Consider the following 19,369-nt stretch of genomic DNA (forward strand, 5'->3'; position numbering starts at 1 on the left):
CGAGGTAGCAATATGAATAATAAGCGAATGAGTGATGGACCAGATTGGACCTTTGAATTACTTCAGCAATACCAAGATGAAATTGCGCGTGTTGCTGAGCATTACAAGCTAGATACCTACCCTAACCAAATTGAAGTGATCACCGCAGAGCAAATGATGGATGCTTATTCAAGCGTAGGCATGCCGATTGGTTATACTCACTGGTCTTATGGTAAAAAGTTTATTCAAACAGAGCAAAATTATAAACGCGGTCAAATGGGGCTTGCGTATGAAATTGTAATTAACTCAGACCCCTGTATTGCCTATTTAATGGAAGAAAATACTCTGCCGATGCAGGCGCTTGTGATGGCGCATGCGTGCTACGGACATAACTCTTTTTTTAAGGGGAATTATTTATTTAAAACCTGGACTGATGCGGGCTCAATAATTGATTATTTGTTGTTTGCTAAAAACTATATTAGCCGCTGTGAAGAAAAATACGGTATTTCTGAAGTAGAAAGCATACTTGACTCTTGCCATGCGTTAATGAGTTATGGTGTTGACAGATACAAACGTCCGCAGCGAATTTCGTTATTTGAAGAACAAAAACGTCAACAAGAACGTGCTGAGTACTTACAATCACAAGTTAATGAGCTGTGGCGTACTATTCCCTCTCAGCAGCAAGAATCAAAAAAACGTGAGCGCCACTTTCCGCAAGAACCGCAGGAAAACATTCTGTATTTTATTGAAAAAAACGCCCCTTTACTTGAGTCATGGCAGCGAGAAATTGTACGTATCGTGCGAAAAATATCGCAGTACTTTTATCCGCAAAAACAAACACAGGTTATGAATGAAGGTTGGGCCACTTTTTGGCATTACACTATTTTGAACCACTTATATGATGAGGGAAAACTAACCGATTCATTTATGTTAGAGTTTTTACAAAGCCATACTAATGTTGTGTACCAACCTCCCTACAATAGCGATTATTATTCTGGCATAAACCCTTATGCGCTGGGTTTTAATATGATGGTAGATATACGTCGTATTTGCGAAAACCCAACTGAAGAAGACAAACGCTGGTTTCCTGAACATGCTGGCAGTGACTGGCTAGAGACCCTGCACTTTGCAATGCAAAACTTCAAAGATGAAAGTTTTATTAGCCAATTTTTATCGCCAAAACTGATCAGAGACTTTAAATTGTTCACTATAGTAGACCATGCTAGCAACCCACATTTAGAAATAGGCGCTATTCACGACGATAATGGCTACAAAGCGGTTAGAGAAGCGCTTTCTGCACAATATAACCTTAGTAATCATGAACCTAACATACAAGTTTACAATGTTGACTTACGAGGCGATCGCTCATTAACTCTGCGATATATCCCTCATAATGCCATTCCACTGGCCAACTCCCATGGGGAGGTATTAAAACACCTTTACAGGCTATGGGGCTTTAAGGTAAAACTGGAACAGGAGTCAAATTCTGGTGAGATTTCAACCATTGGTCAATGCCCAATCGATGATTCACGCCATACAATAGAGTAAAAATAATGGATAGAAAAAAGCTGCTTGTACTAATTGATTCGGTTGAATTTGCAAAAACCTCTTTGCAACATGCGAAACAAAAGGCACTTCAAGGCGATAAGCATATTGATATTGTTGCCTTTAGCTTTGAAGAAACCGGTAACATTTTATTCTCTCTGTCACCAGAACAATTACTTGCGCTGCAAGATAAATGCCTTTCATCATTAAGAGCACAGTTGGAGCCACTCATTGCAGTGGAACTAGCCGGGTGCAGTTATACCTTTCAAACCGCATGGCATGAAGCCCCAGAGCAATGGCTTAACGAAGATATTGACACCGATGATTATGAAATGGTGATAAAAACCCGCCATATCGATAGCGATAGCCAATTTAGCGAGCTTGATTGGCAACTTATTCGCTTTACACCCATCGCACTGTATTTGGCAGCAGATAATAAATGGCGCAAACATACCAACATACTCGCCGCACTTGATTTAGCCAGCGAAAAGCCTGCAAAGCATAAACTTAATCAAGCGATTGTTAAATATGGACTAGCGTATGCAGAGCGAACAGGTTGTGAATTTTATGCAGGCTACACTGTCTATATTTCTCCAATATTAAGAGATTTAGGCTTAGTTTTTTCTGAGGAGCAGCTAGTTAACGCGTTTGAGAAACTACCGAAATCGCAGCAGGCCCTTATAACAGATAACAACTTACGCGATAAGCTTCACATTAAAGCAGGATTACCCGAGCAGGTGATCCCAAGCTTAGCAGCTAAGTTTAATGCTGATTTAGTGATTATAGGTTCTGTAGGAAATGTTGGGATTAAAGCAAAGCTGATTGGTAATACTGCAGAGAAAATAATGCTTTTACTCAAAACTGATTTACTAATTTTACCTCCCAATTAAAAAATGATGCTTATGCATCATTTTTTATATCAGCGTATACCGACACTCTATTTCGTCCATTTTCTTTTGAGTGATAAAGTGCTTTATCGGCAGCTTCAATCCAACGTTCATGATCTTTAAATTCGTTGTCAAAGCAAGCAATACCCACACTAATGGCCATATGTACTGTATGCTCTTTGTATTTAGCGGGTGAGGTTTCAATTAATTGGCGTAAGCGCTCAGCAAATACAATCGCCCCTTGTTTATCGGTATCTAACAAAGTAACAACAAACTCTTCACCACCGTAGCGCCCAGCAATATCTGTTTCACGCAATGCAGTTCTCAGTAAACTCGCTATATGACGAAGTGCTTCATCTCCTGCACTGTGGCCAAAGTCATCGTTTACCTTTTTAAAGTGATCAATATCAAAAATTAATAACGAACAACAGCCTTCACTGCGCTTAGTACGTAAAAATTCTTGGTGCAACAAATGCTCCCAATGTCCTCGGTTTGCAAGCTGGGTAAGGCTGTCGGTTTGACTAACTCGCTCTAATTTTTTGTTTAACTCTTCAAGCTCTTTTTTGTTCACCGCAATATCAGTCACGTCGTAGAGAATAATGCAAATATGCGCCACTTCGCCTCGCGTGTTGGTCAGCGGGATAAATGTTGCGTTCTGATACATGTAATCTGCTTTACCAGTAATAGGTCGATAGTTTTTAAAGCGAAAAATATACGGCTGTTGTTCCCAAATAGTAAATGAGCGATTTTTTAATACAAACACGGATTCTGCTTTACTCTTAAACCATTTTTCATCAATGGCTGGGAATAGATCAAACAAGTCTTTATCTTTTACAGCACTGGGTAACAGCCCTGAATGATTTTCCATAAAGCCATTCCACACGCACACCTTGTAGTCTCTATCAAGCACTACAAGGCCTACATCAACCGTATTAAACATGTCCATTAACCAATGGATTTCATTTAAATCTAAATCAGCAGGCATAAATATTTAATCTTCCAGCAGATAGGCAACTTTATATTTTAAAGTTTTGAGTGAATCTTCAGTAAAGAGCAACATTAAATCACAACTAATATCATGATTTTCAATACCGTAACTAATTTCTATGGCGAGTGTTCGCTGCCAACGATCTTTATTTGATTTTACCAGCTCTGACACGTCACGATGCTGCCCCAATACAATTGGGTGGCCTTGAGAGAAAGTCATATCAAGCTGCTTTGAAAAACCAGTTAAAATAGCACCTATCAGAATATTACTAATATCCATTAACAGCTCTAACTCAACCTTATCGTTAAGTTCACCGTCGTAATTCATTAAAGATGCAATTTCTTTAAAACTAGAGTCGTTTAGTAGCAGTAACGCCTCACCAGAGACACCGCCCCCAATAAAACCTTGGCAGATGCCCGATGTAGTGCTGCTGTTGTCAACTGAACGCAACGCCATATCGAGTTCGCTAACTTCTAAAACATTTACATTAGGTATAGGTAATTTAACGAACACATTGAGCAGTCTTGCAAGTAGGTCTCCCGCTTGCCCCATAGCAACATTAGTGAGTTCTTGGTAGACGTCACGTACATCAGGGTCAACTTGCTCACCAAGCGCATTGGAGAGCCGCTCTCGTAAAGCTTTATCTTTAATACCATGGTGTTCAATGATGGCGGCGAGCTTTTCGGAGGAACATGGCTTTTGAATAAAATCTATGGCGCCAAGTTCAAGTACACGTTGATGCGCACTCGGTTGAATGTCGCCAGATACCACTACAGTTAATACATTGAGTCCCTGATCTTTCATGGCCGTTAATACTTCATAACCATCCATTTCTGGCATATTTAAGTCAAGGAAAAGAATTTCAGGGGGAGATTTAGTGAGCTGTTTTATGCAGTCGACACCATCATATGCAAATTCAACTTTAATATCCCAATCATCGGGTAAGGAGCGAGCCAACTGACGTCGTGCTAATTTTGAATCATCACATATTAAAACCGATGTTGACATACAATCTCACTATTTTAAAACGGGGTGTAATTTTAAGCGTATAAAACAAGCCACAGATACATAAAACAATACCTATTTCTTATATATAGTAATCAATGTATTGCTTATTTACAATTTTAGGCAAAATAAAGCTATGGATTATTCTGCTTGGTTACTTATCTACATTATAATACACTCACAACTATTACGTTAATTTAAAAGGAAAAAATTCCATGCGTCGTACATTAGCTTTTGCATTAAGCCTATTTTGCTGTGCCAGTTTTGCCGCAGACTTACCAGAAAACACACTCGATGCAGGAAAAGTAACCGCACAAGGTAAGCCAGTGACATTATTAGGTAAAGGCCTTATCGTAGGTGAAGATGCCCCTAATTTTAAAGTAGTTAATGACAGTTTTACTGCAGTTACGTTAGAAGATTATAAAGGTCAAGCAGTATTAATTAGTGTTGTTCCAAGCTTAGATACCGGTATTTGTAGCTTACAAACTAAGCACTTTAATGAAAAAGTCGCCCAGCAATTTCCTGGTGTAGCCATGCTCACCATTAGTGCCGATTTACCGTTTGCGCAAAAGCGTTTTTGTAAGGCCGAAAATATCGATAAAGTGACGACGCTTTCTGATTCTGTATGGCGTGATTTTGGCCAAAAGTATGGCTTAATAATTAAAGATATGGGCTTACTTACCCGCGCGGTGTTTATTTTAGATAAAAGCCATAAAGTTATTTATAAGCAATTAGTTAGTAGTTTATCAACTGAGCCTGAATACGATAGCGTTATTGAAAAGCTTAAAACGCTCTAAGGGTCGAATTTCAAATAATAAAAAAACCGCTATGAAGCGGTTTTTTTAATTATGTTTTTAATTTTAGATAAAAATTAACCTAAAAGCTCAGCTAGTTGCTTGCTTACTGCTTCAACCGCTTGTGTACCGTCTAGTTTATGGTACTGCGTGTTACCCGCTTTCGCTTCCGCTTGGTAGTAGTCAACCAATGGCATTGTTTGCTCATGGTAAATACCTAAGCGTTTACGAACTGTCTCTTCGGTATCATCTGCACGAATAATAAGTTCTTCACCTGTTTCGTTGTCTTTACCTTCCTCTTTTGGTGGATTGTAAACAACATGGTAAACACGACCAGAACCTGGATGAACACGACGTCCGCCCATACGCTCAACAATAACTTCATCAGCAACATCAAATTCAATAACGTGATCAACCACAACGCCATTTTCTTTCATAGCATCAGCTTGTGGGATTGTACGTGGGAAACCATCTAGTAAGAAGCCTTTCTCACAATCTGGTTTTGCAATACGCTCTTTAACAAGGCCAATAATAATATCGTCAGAAATAAGCTGACCTGCGTCCATTACTTTTTTTGCTTCTAGGCCAAGTGGTGTGCCTTCTTTAATTGCAGCTCGTAGCATATCACCGGTAGAAATTTGTGGAATACCGTATCTATCCATTAAAAACTGAGCCTGAGTACCTTTACCTGCACCCGGCGCGCCCAAAAGAATAATGCGCATATCATTGTCCCCTAATATGAGAGTTTATTTTAAAGTCTGAATTCTTCCATAAGCGCTGCAGATACTCAAGTAACTTATACTAATTGTCTATACAGCAGCGCATAAAAAAGGGAACAGACGTTCCCTTTTTATTCAATCATTGATTTTTAATACTTATTTGCTTAAATCAAGCATAAGTTTATTTAAGCGAGTTACAAATCCAGTTGGATCTTTAAGCGTACCGCGCTCTGCAAGCAAGGCTTGGTCTAGTAGTACATGTGACCACTGTGCAAACTTATCTTCGTCTTGCTCATCATTTAAGTGCTTAACCAGTTGGTGCTCTGGGTTTAATTCAAACACAGGCTTAGCTTCTGGAACAGCTTGACCTACTGACTCCATTAGCTTTTGCATTTGCGAGCTCATGTCGTTGTCATCGCTCACTACACACGCTGGTGAGTCAGTTAAGCGGTGAGTAAAGCGTACATCTTTAACATCATCACCTAATGCAGTTTTGATGCGCTCAACTAAGCCTGCAACTTCTTTTTCAGACTCTTCTTGTGCTTTTTTAGTTTCTTCGTCATCTAGCTTACCTAAGTCTAAATCACCACGGGTAATTGACTGAAATTGCTTTTCGCCAAATTCCGTTAAATGGCTCATCATCCACTCATCTACACGGTCGCTAAGTAATAGTACTTCAATCCCTTTTTTGCGGAAGATTTCTAAGTGTGGTGAATTTTTAGCAGCAATAAATGAGTCAGCAACCACATAGTAAATTTTATCTTGGCTGTCTTTCATGCGCTCAATGTATTGCTCAAGTGAAACATCTTGAGTTTCTGAGTCGGTGTGCGTTGATGAAAAGCGCAGTAATTTAGCAATGCTTTCTTTGTTGGCCGCATCTTCAGCTGGGCCTTCTTTCATTACCTGACCAAATTCATTCCAAAATGTTTGGTAATCATCGGCTTTGTTTTTAGCCATACGCTCAAGCATTTTAATAATACGCGACGTACACCCCTTACGAATAGCTTGGGTTACTTTGTTGTCTTGTAAAATTTCACGCGATACGTTTAGCGGTAAATCGTTTGAGTCTAATAAGCCTTTAACAAAACGTAAGTAGCTTGGCATAAACTGTTCAGCGTCATCCATAATAAACACGCGTTGCACATAAAGTTTTAAACCACTTTGGCGCTCACGGTTCCATAAATCAAAGGGTGCTTTTTTAGGAATGTATAACAAACTGGTGTATTCAGTTTTACCTTCAACTTTGTTATGTCCCCAGCTAAGCGGATCTTCCCAGTCGTGGCTTACATGCTTATAAAACTCTTTGTATTCGTCCTCAGAAATTTCTGATTTGTCACGTGTCCACAATGCAGTTGCACGGTTAATGCTTTCCCACTCACCTGGAACAGCTGGGATTTTTTCACCATCTTCACCTTCAGACTCAGGTACTTCTGCCTTGTACATTTGTACTGGTGTAGAAATATGATCAGAGTATTTAGTGACGATACTGCGAAGACGCCACTCATCTGCATATTCATTTTCTTCTTCACGAAGATGTAAAATAATGTCTGTACCACGGCCTTCTTTTTCGATTTCTTGTAGCGTGTACTCGCCTTCACCTTTTGACTGCCATTCAACCGCTGTAGTCTCTCCTGCTTTACGAGTACGAACAGTCACTTCATCAGCAACAATAAATGCTGAGTAAAAACCAACACCAAACTGGCCAATAAGCTGTGAATCTTTACTTTGATCGCCTGTTAAGTTTTTGAAAAATTCAGCCGTACCCGACTTAGCAATGGTGCCTAATGAGCTGATCACTTCATCACGCGTCATACCAATACCATTATCAGAAATGGTTACTGTGTTAGCGTCTTTATCGGCGCTTATACGTACGCGTAAATCCGCATCACCTTGATAAAGGTCACCGTTTGAAAGAGCTAAAAAGCGCAGTTTATCGGCTGCGTCAGATGCATTTGATACAAGCTCGCGTAAAAAGATTTCTTTATTTGAATAAAGCGAGTGAATCATTAAGTTTAATAGTTGTTTTACTTCTGTTTGAAAGCCTAATGTTTCTTTTTGTGCTGCAGTCATTTATGTATCTCCAATTTGCAAAGTGTCTGCGTTATGCACTTAATATGGGGTGAGCCGTGAGAAGTTCAAGTAAAAAAAATAAAAAACCTCATTCAAAGACACTTTAAAGGGCTTAATCAACTAAAAAGGCGTTGCGGCATGCCCGTGCATTGGCTTATCAGTGCGTGGATGCACAAAAAATAAGTCGCTGGCATGCAATAATAACCGTTGAGCTCTTTGCTCACTGCAATCATTTTTATATAAATCACAGCCGAGTATGGGGTGGCCAAACGTTAGGCTATGTATCCTAAGTTGATGAGTGCGTCCAGTTATAGGAGTAAAATCGACCAAGGTTTTTTGCTCTTTGTAAAAACGTTTAACCACTTTAAATTGAGTCTGCGCGGGTTTGCCGCTCTGGTGGCAAATTTTTACTTTCGGAAATAACATTTTATCTTTTGCTATTGGCGCAGTAATTTCTCCCTGAGGCTCAGAAACCAGACCCGCGAGCATTGCACGGTAATATTTTTTAACATTTCTGGATTGAAATTGCTGATTCAGTGCTTTAACTGCTTGCTCGTTAAGTGCCACCACCATTACTCCTGAGGTGCCCAAATCTAAACGATGAGGTAATATCGCTTTAGGAAACGCTGCGGTAACGCCTTGCTGACCATTGACAAGCCTATAGTGAACCGAATCCCAGTTAAGAGGGTTTTTACCCGACAAACTTAACAAACCGCTAGGTTTATTGATCAACAAAATATCATCATCTTGATAAATAATTTTTATGTGTTCATGGCAAACAGGTGCGATAAAGTCATCAACAATCACATTAGCACTTTGGGTTATTGCTGCCATACCATCCTTAAGTTTTATTTATATTCCAATCAAAGCCAATAAAAAAGCCTACAACATGTATGTAGGCTTTTAAAGTAAGTTCAAATAGTTAAGCTTAAAATAAACTATTCATGGCTGACTAAGCGCCGGCCATTAAATGCATGCATTAAGGTTGTGCCATCGACTAAATCAAGCTCGCCACCCACAGGAATACCATGAGCTATTCGCGATGCACCCACTTTGTATTTATGACAAAGCTGGGCAATATAATGAGCCGTTGTTTCACCTTCAACCGTTGGGTTAGTGGCTAATATAACTTCATTAATACCGCCGTGCGCAAGTTTTTGTTCAAGCACGTCCAGGCCAATTTCTTTAGGGCCTATGCCATCAATCGGTGACAAATGCCCCATTAATACAAAGTAGAGTCCTTTGTATTGGCCTGTTTGTTCAATCGCTAACACATCTGTAGGCGACTCAACCACACATAAAATGCCACTGTCTTGGCGCTTAGTGCTTAAGCAAATATCACATTGCGCTTGCTCGGTAAACGTACGGCACGACTGACAATGCCCTACAGCCGTCATCGCTTTTGTTAGCGCATTACCAAGCTGAGCGCCGCCTTTACGGTCGCGCTCTAATAAATGAAATGCAATACGCTGAGCAGATTTCGGGCCAATACCTGGCTGACAACGAAGTGCCTCTATGAGCGATGTTAAACTATCTGAAAGTTGCATAGTTGCTTAGAACGGCATTTTCATACCAGGTGGTAATTGCATACCACCTGTTACTTTGCCCATGCGCTCTTGAGTTTCTTCAGCAACACGGCGAACAGCATCATTACACGCTGCTGCTAGTAAATCTTCAATCATGTCTTTGTCGTCTTCCATTAAGCTTTCATCAAGCTCAACACGACGAACATTGTGGTTACCAAGCATGGTTACTTTTACTAAACCAGCACCGGCTTCACCAACCACTTCCATCGTTGCGATTTCTTCTTGGGCTTTTTGCATGCGCTCTTGCATTTGCTGCGCTTGCTTCATCATGTTACCCATTCCACCTTTAAACATAATCGTCTCTCTTTCTTTTAATACATTAACTGGAGTATAAATAAGGGCACTGGTCGTTAATTACAATGCCTGAATACTGTTTTCGTCAATTTCAGCGCTAAATAGCTGTTGGAATTGTACTATATTTTCATCGCTGGTGATCACATCAATCGCTTGCTGGTGACGACCGGCATCAATTTTTTGTTGAATCAAATAAGGTGAGTCAATCACCCCGCTAGCAAAATCAATATTAAGCTCAACGTTGTGTCCATAAATAGTAGATAACGCCACATTTAACTTTTGACGTAACATTGGCGTATCTAAATGCTTTTGCGATTCATCCACTTCAATATGAAAATGATTGTCTTGTTTGGTAAAAATTGAATGCAATGCAAACTGGCGCATGCGTCCGCCAAGTCCCATACGCTTTATTAAATAGGCCCATTCATCTTGTTGATGGGCAAATCTAATTTCACTAATTGGGCTTTGAAAATCATCAGGTACGGGAATACTAGGCTCTTGTTCAACAACAGGTGCTGGTTTTTGCGGGTTAATTTGCTCTAATAGCTCGGGTGCTAAATTTTCAGTAATCGTTTGATGCTTTGCTTTAAAGTCAACTTTGCTCGCTGGTTTGTTTACTACCTGAGCTTGGCTCCCCTGTGCTGGGAGCTGAGGCTTTTTTTGCAGGTCATCGCTCACCTCACTATCCCATGGGGGTGGCTGCTGCGATACAGTTTGTGCTTCATTGCCCTGCGGGCGACTAAATTCGGATTTTGTCGGTGCTGGTTTTTCTTCAGTTGGCTTTTCAATAGCGGCACTTGAAAGCTTACCGGCACCCGAAATGTTTCTATCGCGCAAAATACGCGCTATTGCTGACTGTGCTCGCGCTTCTTGCTCACCCATTGATGACGCAGAGTGATCTGCGTTACTAGTGACATTTGCTAACTCAGGATTAAATCCTTGGTCAACCGCGCTACTCATTACATCATCGTATTGTGCGGCAATGGTTTGTTCTACATCACTGTGCTGCATGTAAGCATCATCTTCGCTTTGACGCTGAGCTTGTTCATCACTTATTACGGGGGTATCGACAATTTGAGGCTGACTTTGTACCGAACTTTGCTCATCCTGTGTTTGGCTATTATCAGGCTTTGAAACCTCAGGCTCATCGGCTTTTGTTGGCTGCGTATTAGTTGCTAATGGCTGAATTTGTGAGGTATTACTCTGCGCTGGCTTATTTTTATTTAAAATATCACGCAGTGCATTAGCACGCCCTGCACTATTTTGCTCTGGCGTAGCTTGTGAGCTAGGTTCAGGTTGAATGGTTTGGAGCTGCGCAGGTTCAAATGCTAGCAATCTGAGCATAATCATTTCGAAGCCTAAACGAGGCTCAGGTGCCCATTGTAAATCTTTTTTGCCGTTAAGTAATAGCTGGTAATACACTTGAATTTGTTGAGCATGGGTATGCGCTGCAACATGCTCAATGTAATCAGCGTTATTGCTATCAAGCGCCGCCGCTTCAGGGACTAATTGACTCAATTGAATCACATGCGTTAGCGCAATTAAGTCGTCAAGCAGCGCAATATAATTTGGATTTCGGCTAGCGACTTGAGCCACTTCATTCATCAGGGTTGTGCCATCTTGCGCTAATAGTGCCGCAAGTAAGCTCTGACTGTAATGCGTGTCCATTAAACCAAGCATGTCTTGTACCGCTTGATTTTTAATATCACCATTTGTTTGAGCAATCGCCTGATCGGTCAGACTTAATGCATCTCGCATACTACCATCGGCCGCTTTGGCAATAATACTTAGCGCATCATTATCAAAATTAAGCTGCTCATGGGTAAGCACATGCTCAAGCTGTTGCTTAATCTCAGCTTGCGACAATGCATTCAGATTAAACTGTAAACAGCGAGATAAAATAGTCACTGGTAATTTTTGAGGATCGGTGGTTGCGAGCAAAAACTTCACATGCTCAGGCGGCTCTTCAAGCGTTTTTAATAACGCATTAAAGCTATGCTTTGACAACATGTGTACTTCATCGATTAGATATACTTTGTAACGTCCACGCGTTGGCGCATATTGAACGTTATCAAGGATCTCACGCGTATCCTCAACCTTAGTGCGTGAAGCCGCATCTATTTCGAGTAAATCAATGTAGCGCCCTGCTTCTATGTCAACACAGCTACTACATTGACCACATGGTGTGGCAGATATACCTTCATCACAATTTAAGCTTTTGGCAAAAATACGGGCAATGGTGGTTTTACCAACACCACGGGTTCCAGTGAATAAATAAGCGTGATGCAGTCTATTTTGAGTCAGGGCATTTACCAACGCCTGTTTTACATGAGACTGCCCAACCAATTCATGAAAGGTTTGAGGACGCCATTTTCTCGCTAGAACCTGATAACTCATCGATTATTCGCCTTCGAATTCAACCAATTTTAAAATATTGATGCCCATTTTCTCAATGCGTTGCTCACCACCAAGCTCTGGAAGTGATACAACGAAGGCAGCATCTGTGGCGTTTCCGCCTAATTTTGCAACCAACTTGGCTGTTGCTTCAATTGTACCACCGGTCGCCAACAAGTCGTCAACTAACAAGACTTTATCACCGGCTACAATCGCATCAGTATGAAGCTCTAGTGTATCTTCGCCATACTCGAGTTGGTAATCTTGGCGAATAACTTCGCGCGGTAATTTACCGGGTTTACGAACAGGGATAAAAGGGATACCCAAGGCATAAGATAACGGTGCACCAAAAATAAAGCCACGTGATTCAGTGCCAATAATTTTAGTAAAACCTTGATCTTTATAAGCGTCAATAAATGCATCTATGGTTGCTTTAAATGCTTCAGGGTTTGCCATTAGGGTTGTTACATCGCGAAACATAATGCCCGCTTTAGGATAATCAGCAATTGTAGTAATGCTGTTTTTGATAATTGCTGGTGTTACTTGAGTCATAATTTTAACTGCTCAATGATTAATATTACAAAGCAGGTGATTATAACCTTAAGTGGTCGTAAATTGCGAGTTTGCGATAATTATAAAGTGTCGGGAGAGGGAAGTGATAAAAATGTAAGGCTGATGACAAGCAACAGCCTTAAAATAAAACCTGATTAAGTTAAGCTGGTGATCCAACCTAAAATGGCATTTAAACACCCTATTCCAGCAAATACGGCTAAGAATGCAAAAAAGTAAGCCGCATTGAACGGGTCTTTAAAGTCTTTATCATCTGACATGGGTACAACCTTTTATTAAGCACAACAAATAAAGGCGCTATAATAGACGATGTGAAATAATCAATAAAGAGCTTAGCCTTGATTTTTTGTCACTATAATTTGCCGCTGTGCCATAGCTGTTAAGGTACTCAGTGCCCCTTGTGTTATTTGCTCTAGATTAAATTGTGGTGCATTTTCACTAACCTGTTGGCAAACCTGCTCAAACGTAATCCCCGCTTCATTTTCAATAATAGACAGTAGCATGGCGGTCATGGCATTGGTTGCCAAAAATTGCACTTCATCATCCTCATCGCGATAAACAACAAAGAAATACGGCTGCTCTGAAGGCTGTTGAGGTTGAAATTCTTCACTAATATTTTGCACTGGATAGTCGTAGCTTAAGTTACGCGCTGTTTTAGATAAATACAAAGGAGAATGGGTAAGCTTATTAGCGCTTAAAGGGGACTCAAGGGGGTCAGCCTTCATTACAGACACATCAAGTTCAATCCATTCATAATGGGCTAGCGCCAGCATAAATACCGGATCAGACTCCTTAGGTACATAGCTTGTCATTAAATAGGTAATAAATTCTTCAGCAATATCTAAAAAGTAAGGAGACTGGCAATCATGTTCACTAAAAAATTGACGAACCAGTAATAGCCACTGTTGATCACTGTAGAGTGTTTTTAAAACTGGAAATGCAGATGAAACAAAGCCATTAATATTATTAAAAAACAGATCCCGATAAATGGCCATTCGTCTGTCTTCAATATCGGTTGGACACGGCTGCATATTAGGCTCTCGAATATGGGCCATAAACTCATTTTGCACATCGATAAAACTCATAATAACGACTCTTATAAAACCCTAAAATAGCAAGTACTTATTAAATTCAAACAGCTAAGCGCTTTGTGCTGTTGATAACAACTTAAGATGCTTTGCTTGTAATTGATGGATTGTATCCAACTCTTTGGTTAACTCATTAATAGGCGGAATATTAAAATCTCGCTCTAGCAGTGTGGGAAAAACACCATGTGCTTGATATGCGCTATCGAGCAATTGCCAAACAGGATCTATAACATCTGCGCCGTGAGTATCGATAATTAGGTCATCAGCTTCATTGTAGTGACCTGCAACATGGCAATAGGCAATTTTATTAGTTGGTAGCCCACTTAAAAACGCTTGTGCATCATAGCCATGATTAATCGAGTTCACATAAATATTATTAACGTCTAATAGCAGCTGGCAGTCTGCGTCTTCTAAAATAGCATTGGTAAATTCAAGCTCCGATAGTTGCTGGCCAGGGGCACCATAATAAGACACATTTTCCAGCACAAGTGGTCGCTCTAATATATCTTGTACCTGTTTAACCCGAGAAACGACATGTTTAATCGCTTCTTCAGTAAAAGGAATTGGCATTAAGTCATACATATGGCCTTTACCTGAGCAGTAGCTTAAATGTTCGCTATAGGCCTTAATATTGTGGTGATCAAAGAAAGATTTTAACGACTTTATAAATTCAATATCGAGCGGCTCAGGCGAGCCAATAGAAAGTGACAAACCATGACAAACAAAGTGATTATTATTAGTTAACTGTTTAAATTGCTTTTCAAAGCGCCCACCTAGCTTTAACCAGTTCTCTGGAGCTACTTCCATAAACTCAATTTGTTTTGGTATTGCATTTTCAAGCTCATCTAGCATTTCTCTTCGCAAACCTAAACCGACCATGCCAAAGTTAGGCGTTTGAATGTGAGCCATAATAAAACCTCATATTAAATAAAAAGGGCCTAATGGCCCTCTCACTTGTATCAAAAAAAGAAAAATTTAGTGGTTACCACCACATTTACCTTCGCCACACTTACCTTCTTTTTTTGCTTTAGCGTCACCGCCACATTTACCTTCTTCGGCTTTGCCTACTTTTTTGGCTTTACCTTGTGCGCCGCATTTACCCTCACCGCACTTACCTTCTTTTTGAGCTTTGCCTTGTGCACCGCATTTACCTTCGCCAGCTTTACTTTCTTTCTTAGCATCGCCGCCACATTTGCCTTCGCCGCATTTGCCTTCTTTTTTAGCCTTTGCGTCGCCGCCACATTTGCCTTCGCCGCACTTACCTTCTTTTTTAGCCTTAGCGTCGCCGCCACATTTGCCTTCGCCGCACTTGCCTTCTTTTTTAGCTTTAGCGTCACCGCCACATTTGCCTTCGCCGCATTTGCCTTCACCAGCGTCTAACTGATAACCAGCTACCATTTGTTGAAACTCAAATGGGTTAGCTTGTACATCAGTACTCGCCATACTTGCACTGCCAACAACCACTGCGCCTAATGTTAATGCAATTGAGTTTTTCTTTATTGTATTCATTTTTAATTACCTTTTAAACTTGTTGAACATCATTATACAAGTAGACCTGCATAAAACTAAAAACTTTCAAATTATCTGTTTTTTTTGCAAATAAGTTATTTAACTAACTATGAACCCTAATAAGCGTTTTATCAATTTATCATTTACAGGTAAACTGACGCTCTTTTTTAGTAATACATTAATCACACTATGAAACTTATTTTAGCACCCATGGAAGGTGTTGTTGACTTTAAAATGCGCCAACTACTCACCGACATAGGCGGCTTCGATCTCTGTGTGACCGAATTTATCCGTGTTGTAGATACTTGTTTACCAGATAAAGTATTCCATCGTTATTGCCCTGAACTCAAAAATGCGGGGCTCACTCGTAGTGGTACTCCAGTACGTATTCAGTTATTAGGCCAAGTAGCCGACGTTTTAGCTGAAAATGCGGTAAAAGCAATTGGCTTAGGCTCTTATGGCGTTGATTTAAACTTTGGTTGCCCAGCAAAAACCGTCAATAAAAATAAAGGCGGTGCTGTATTACTCAAAGATCCAGAACATATGTACTCGATTATAAAAACAGTAAGGGATGCTGTTGATAGTAAACATGACGTCAGTGCTAAAATACGTTTAGGTTTTGATGATGATAGTAATAGCCAAGAAATAGTTGATGCCGTTGTTAGCGCCGGCGCTACCAGTATTGCTATACATGCACGAACTAAACGCGATGGTTACAATCCACCCGCCTATTGGGAAAAAATCCCTCCTTTAGTCAAAGATAAACAAATTGCTGTGGTTGCCAATGGAGAAATTTGGCAAGTGGAAGATGCACTTTTATGCCAAACACGCAGTGGTTGTCGTGATTTGATGATTGGTCGTGGCGCCCTTTCACATCCAGATTTGGCTAGAAAAATTAAAGCGCAAGTTAATAACGAAAGCTACAGCGAACTGACATGGGAAAATATTTTACACCATATTATTCATTCATCTATGCACCAAACAGCCAGCAAAGATACTAAATACTTTGCATCTCGGACAAAGCAGTGGCTTGGTTATTTAAAACGCCAATATCCACAAGCAGGACTATTATTTGATGAAATTCGTCGTTTAAAAGCCAAGGATGAAGTAGCCGAAGTATTAAAGAAGTATGCGAAAGCGCCACAATTTGATGCAAATCATAACACCTAAGTAAATCTAAATAGATAATAGCAGTATCACTACTAATTAACTAAGGGTTATACTGCTAATGCATCATCAGCAACGACTAAACGATGAAATAGAAAGTGTTAAAGCAACGATATTAGGTTTGTTGTCACAATCAACTCACCCTACACATCAAAACCTGCTCTGCATCCTAACCCATACATCCAATGAAGAGTGGCTCGATTTAGCAGCTCAACAATTAGGTAATGAGTATAATCCGTTAATTGAACGAATGAATAAGCTTGAAGCAGCAATTAGCCAAATGGATATTGGTCAATATGGCTACTGCTGTGACTGTGAAGAGAAAATATCAGAGCAGCGCTTAGAAAGAGACCCTGCTGCACAGCGGTGTGATAAGTGCGCTAAGTAACAGCGCACTTTTGTTTAATTGAGTAATTGCGGTGCAAAACTAAATGATTGCCCTGGATAAAAAATAATATCCTCAACTAATATGCTCGCATCTTCTTCACTAATATTTAAACGTTTTAGTAAATTTAAACGCGCTTGCGATAATGTCCACGCATGATAATGCACCCCAAGATCAGTTTCCATCATCGTTAAATAGAGTCGCTTATCAGCAGCCGTTAATTGCTTATTGTTAGCATATTGAGGTAAAAGCATATAACCCGTTGACCAGTCTAAACCTAATACTTGCGTCTCTTTTAAAAATGTTTCGCTAAGCTGCGATACATCAGAGATACCCACCGTTATTTGCTCGGTTGAGCTTTGCATTGTTTTAAATTTACTATCTATAAGGCTTAGCCACTCAAGCGGTGAAAGTACATCATTTGCAAAATAATTTAGTTTGCTCTGATACCATTGGCTGCCATTAGCAAGACCAGACAACCCAATACTGCCTCTTGGCTTATACTGCGCTAAGTAATTATTTAATACACTCAGAGACTCATTTAGCTCAATAGGTGTGTTAGTACTGTTAATTGCTTGCTGCACATAATGTTTTAAATAAGTGTGCTCTATTTTATTAAGCTTTAAGTTACTTTGCTCAGCGGCTTTAAGCTGTGTTTGAACAAATATCAGCCATTGCTCAATGTTTTTATACTGAGCATCATTTTTAACTATCGAAAGCATGTTTGATAGCACATCAGTGTGTGCAGGCCATGCGAAATACCGCTCTGGAAATCGCTCAGCAATCACCAAATAATTTACCTGATTAGTTTGCGCAACAGTTAACTTCATTTGCATTAGCTGCTGGTAAATAGCGTGACGACGCGCTAAATATGCATCAGTAAAAGGCAGTTGCTCATTACTGAGTTCTGTAACATGTGAGTTTTTTTGTGCACTTAAAGCCGTATTAAGTGATATTAACGCGGTTTGTGCCTCTTCATAAGATGAAAATAAGTCAGCTGGCTTAGAGCAGGATGCTAAAAGCAAACAAAAGAGCAATGAAATAATAGGCGTTTTGTTCATGTTAATTCCAATAAAAAAAGCCCCAATGGGGCTTTTTAAAAATACTAGAGTACATTAAATATTAAATTTTAACACCGTTGCGAGCGGCTTTATCTTTAATATATGTAGCCCAACCTTTTGCAAACCTACGTGTGCTTGGGTCGTCCATAGCTTTAGTAATAGCAGCATGTGCTTGCTTATACTTGCCTTGGTAGTAAAACGCTTCAGCTAAATCTGAATAAATAGTACCTTTCTTTTCAGAGCCAAGCTCTAATGCTTTGTTCAAACGAACAACAGCAGCACTGAATTTTTCAGATTGTAGAAGTAATGAACCTGCTTTGCGGTAAAGCTCAGCATCATTATCAAATTTAGCAGCTTCTTCGTAGTACTTAGCAGCTTTCTCTATATCTTTCGAACGATGGTAGTTACTAGCAATTGCACTCATATTTTGCTTAGTGCGTTTAACTTTTTCTTCTTTAACGGCCTTTTCAAGCGTTACAGCTGCTTTATAAGGAATTTCGTTTAAAGAATAAAAGTTAGCTAAAACTTTGTATTCAACTTCGTTTTCAAAGTAACCGTTCTTGTAAGCAACTTCCATAGTTGCTAGCCCTTTCTGGTATTCTTCGGTTTGTAAATAATACTTACCTAAGCCTACCCAAGACTTTTTGTCTTCAGGCCATACGCGAACGATTTCTTCAGCAACTTTAACCATATTTTGATATTGCTTTTGCTCAAAATAGGCAGCTAATTTAAGTTGATAAGGAGCTTTATTAGGCTCTTTTGCTAACTTAATTGCTTTGTTTGCCGGCTCAAGAACCTCATTAAACTGTTTAAGCTCATAACTTGCTTGCGCAATACGAGTGTAAACTTTTGGGTCCTCTTCGCCTGTGAAGTCCATCCAATCAGAATATGCTTGCTTGGCAGCACTGTATTGTTCAGTACCCGCATACATATCACCCAAGGTTTTTAAACCCTGAGCCTGATCAGCAAAGTTTAATACATCTGGTGCAATCGCTGCTTTCATATACTTAATAGCAACCTTGTACTGCTCTTTTTGAGCATACATGCTGCCTAAGTAACGATTAACGGTCGCTTTGTCAAAATCATTAGACGGATCTAACTCTTTCAATAAAGCAATTGCGCCATCAACATCATCTTCATTATACAAATCAAACGCTTTAATTACTTTTTTACCAGTACGTTCGCCCATGATTTTAGTTTTTGCTTTCTTACGCTCTTCAATTTTCGCGTAATCTGGCGCCGCTAAAACAGGTGCAGTCAATGCTACACCTGACACAGACATAAGAATTGCAAGTGCAGTTACTTTAGAAAAATTTCTCATTACTCGC

At 39.9% G+C, this 19,369-nt stretch carries 20 protein-coding genes; 5 read left to right on the plus strand and 15 right to left on the minus strand.

Annotation, left to right across the window (positions count from 1 at the left end; translation table 11 throughout):
- Positions 1–12 precede the first annotated feature (12 nt).
- Together B1F84_RS08715 and B1F84_RS08720 are read left to right on the plus strand one after the other, a co-directional pair.
- Positions 13–1,527, plus strand: a complete 1,515-nt coding sequence (locus tag B1F84_RS08715; protein ID WP_131691195.1) for a SpoVR family protein — start codon at positions 13–15, stop codon at positions 1,525–1,527.
- Between the two features lie 5 nt (positions 1,528–1,532).
- Positions 1,533–2,414: a universal stress protein gene (locus B1F84_RS08720; RefSeq protein ID WP_131691196.1), complete on the plus strand. Its 882-nt coding sequence runs from the start codon at positions 1,533–1,535 to the stop codon at positions 2,412–2,414.
- A gap of 10 nt (positions 2,415–2,424) precedes the next feature.
- Here the strand turns inward: B1F84_RS08720 and B1F84_RS08725 are convergent, their stop codons facing one another.
- Both B1F84_RS08725 and B1F84_RS08730 read right to left on the minus strand, forming a co-directional pair.
- Entirely contained in the window at positions 2,425–3,396 is a 972-nt protein-coding gene (locus B1F84_RS08725) for a diguanylate cyclase (protein WP_076918535.1), read from the minus strand.
- Positions 3,397–3,402: 6 nt separating this feature from the next.
- Positions 3,403–4,407, minus strand: a complete 1,005-nt coding sequence (locus B1F84_RS08730) for a response regulator (RefSeq protein ID WP_076918534.1) — start codon at positions 4,405–4,407, stop codon at positions 3,403–3,405.
- A gap of 212 nt (positions 4,408–4,619) precedes the next feature.
- Between B1F84_RS08730 and tpx the strand changes: the two genes are divergently transcribed.
- Positions 4,620–5,201 carry a thiol peroxidase gene (tpx, locus tag B1F84_RS08735; protein WP_008113169.1) on the plus strand — a complete coding sequence of 194 codons (582 nt, stop codon included), beginning with the start codon at positions 4,620–4,622 and terminating at the stop codon, positions 5,199–5,201.
- 74 nt (positions 5,202–5,275) lie between these two features.
- Here the strand turns inward: tpx and adk are convergent, their stop codons facing one another.
- From adk to B1F84_RS08785, 11 genes are all read right to left on the minus strand, one after another.
- The gene (adk, locus tag B1F84_RS08740; protein ID WP_008468042.1) at positions 5,276–5,920 is read right to left on the minus strand and encodes an adenylate kinase; all 645 of its coding nucleotides are present in this window, start codon (positions 5,918–5,920) and stop codon (positions 5,276–5,278) included.
- A 153-nt stretch (positions 5,921–6,073) separates the two neighbouring features.
- Positions 6,074–7,987 (minus strand): molecular chaperone HtpG, encoded by a 1,914-nt coding sequence (gene htpG / locus B1F84_RS08745; RefSeq protein ID WP_054201119.1) that lies wholly within the window; start codon positions 7,985–7,987, stop codon positions 6,074–6,076.
- 120 nt (positions 7,988–8,107) lie between these two features.
- Positions 8,108–8,821, minus strand: coding sequence for an RluA family pseudouridine synthase (locus tag B1F84_RS08750; protein ID WP_076918532.1), 714 nt, complete (start codon positions 8,819–8,821; stop codon positions 8,108–8,110).
- 104 nt (positions 8,822–8,925) lie between these two features.
- A complete protein-coding gene (recR, locus tag B1F84_RS08755) occupies positions 8,926–9,534 on the minus strand; it encodes a recombination mediator RecR (protein WP_131691197.1) in 609 nt (202 codons plus the stop codon).
- 6 nt (positions 9,535–9,540) lie between these two features.
- A complete protein-coding gene (locus tag B1F84_RS08760) occupies positions 9,541–9,867 on the minus strand; it encodes a YbaB/EbfC family nucleoid-associated protein (protein WP_010388590.1) in 327 nt (108 codons plus the stop codon).
- 60 nt (positions 9,868–9,927) lie between these two features.
- Positions 9,928–12,264: a DNA polymerase III subunit gamma/tau gene (gene dnaX / locus B1F84_RS08765; protein ID WP_131691198.1), complete on the minus strand. Its 2,337-nt coding sequence runs from the start codon at positions 12,262–12,264 to the stop codon at positions 9,928–9,930.
- A gap of 3 nt (positions 12,265–12,267) precedes the next feature.
- Entirely contained in the window at positions 12,268–12,813 is a 546-nt protein-coding gene (gene apt, locus B1F84_RS08770) for an adenine phosphoribosyltransferase (protein ID WP_008109316.1), read from the minus strand.
- A 155-nt stretch (positions 12,814–12,968) separates the two neighbouring features.
- Positions 12,969–13,091 carry a hypothetical protein gene (locus B1F84_RS18060; RefSeq protein WP_008109320.1) on the minus strand — a complete coding sequence of 41 codons (123 nt, stop codon included), beginning with the start codon at positions 13,089–13,091 and terminating at the stop codon, positions 12,969–12,971.
- 72 nt (positions 13,092–13,163) lie between these two features.
- Positions 13,164–13,916: a putative DNA-binding domain-containing protein gene (locus B1F84_RS08775; protein WP_131691199.1), complete on the minus strand. Its 753-nt coding sequence runs from the start codon at positions 13,914–13,916 to the stop codon at positions 13,164–13,166.
- 54 nt (positions 13,917–13,970) lie between these two features.
- Positions 13,971–14,828: a DUF692 domain-containing protein gene (locus B1F84_RS08780; protein WP_131691200.1), complete on the minus strand. Its 858-nt coding sequence runs from the start codon at positions 14,826–14,828 to the stop codon at positions 13,971–13,973.
- Between the two features lie 66 nt (positions 14,829–14,894).
- Positions 14,895–15,428: a hypothetical protein gene (locus tag B1F84_RS08785; protein WP_076918528.1), complete on the minus strand. Its 534-nt coding sequence runs from the start codon at positions 15,426–15,428 to the stop codon at positions 14,895–14,897.
- A 189-nt stretch (positions 15,429–15,617) separates the two neighbouring features.
- Between B1F84_RS08785 and B1F84_RS08790 the strand changes: the two genes are divergently transcribed.
- Together B1F84_RS08790 and B1F84_RS08795 are read left to right on the plus strand one after the other, a co-directional pair.
- The gene (locus B1F84_RS08790) at positions 15,618–16,598 is read left to right on the plus strand and encodes a tRNA-dihydrouridine synthase (protein WP_131691201.1); all 981 of its coding nucleotides are present in this window, start codon (positions 15,618–15,620) and stop codon (positions 16,596–16,598) included.
- A 58-nt stretch (positions 16,599–16,656) separates the two neighbouring features.
- The gene (locus B1F84_RS08795) at positions 16,657–16,983 is read left to right on the plus strand and encodes a TraR/DksA C4-type zinc finger protein (RefSeq protein ID WP_131691202.1); all 327 of its coding nucleotides are present in this window, start codon (positions 16,657–16,659) and stop codon (positions 16,981–16,983) included.
- Between the two features lie 14 nt (positions 16,984–16,997).
- Here B1F84_RS08795 and B1F84_RS08800 read toward each other — a convergent pair whose 3' ends face one another.
- Together B1F84_RS08800 and B1F84_RS08805 are read right to left on the minus strand one after the other, a co-directional pair.
- Entirely contained in the window at positions 16,998–18,041 is a 1,044-nt protein-coding gene (locus B1F84_RS08800) for a hypothetical protein (protein WP_131691203.1), read from the minus strand.
- Between the two features lie 61 nt (positions 18,042–18,102).
- A complete protein-coding gene (locus B1F84_RS08805; RefSeq protein WP_131691204.1) occupies positions 18,103–19,362 on the minus strand; it encodes a tetratricopeptide repeat protein in 1,260 nt (419 codons plus the stop codon).
- Positions 19,363–19,369 lie beyond the last annotated feature (7 nt).

It is taken from the genome of Pseudoalteromonas sp. DL-6 (assembly GCF_004328665.1).
Classification (GTDB): Bacteria; Pseudomonadota; Gammaproteobacteria; order Enterobacterales; family Alteromonadaceae; genus Pseudoalteromonas.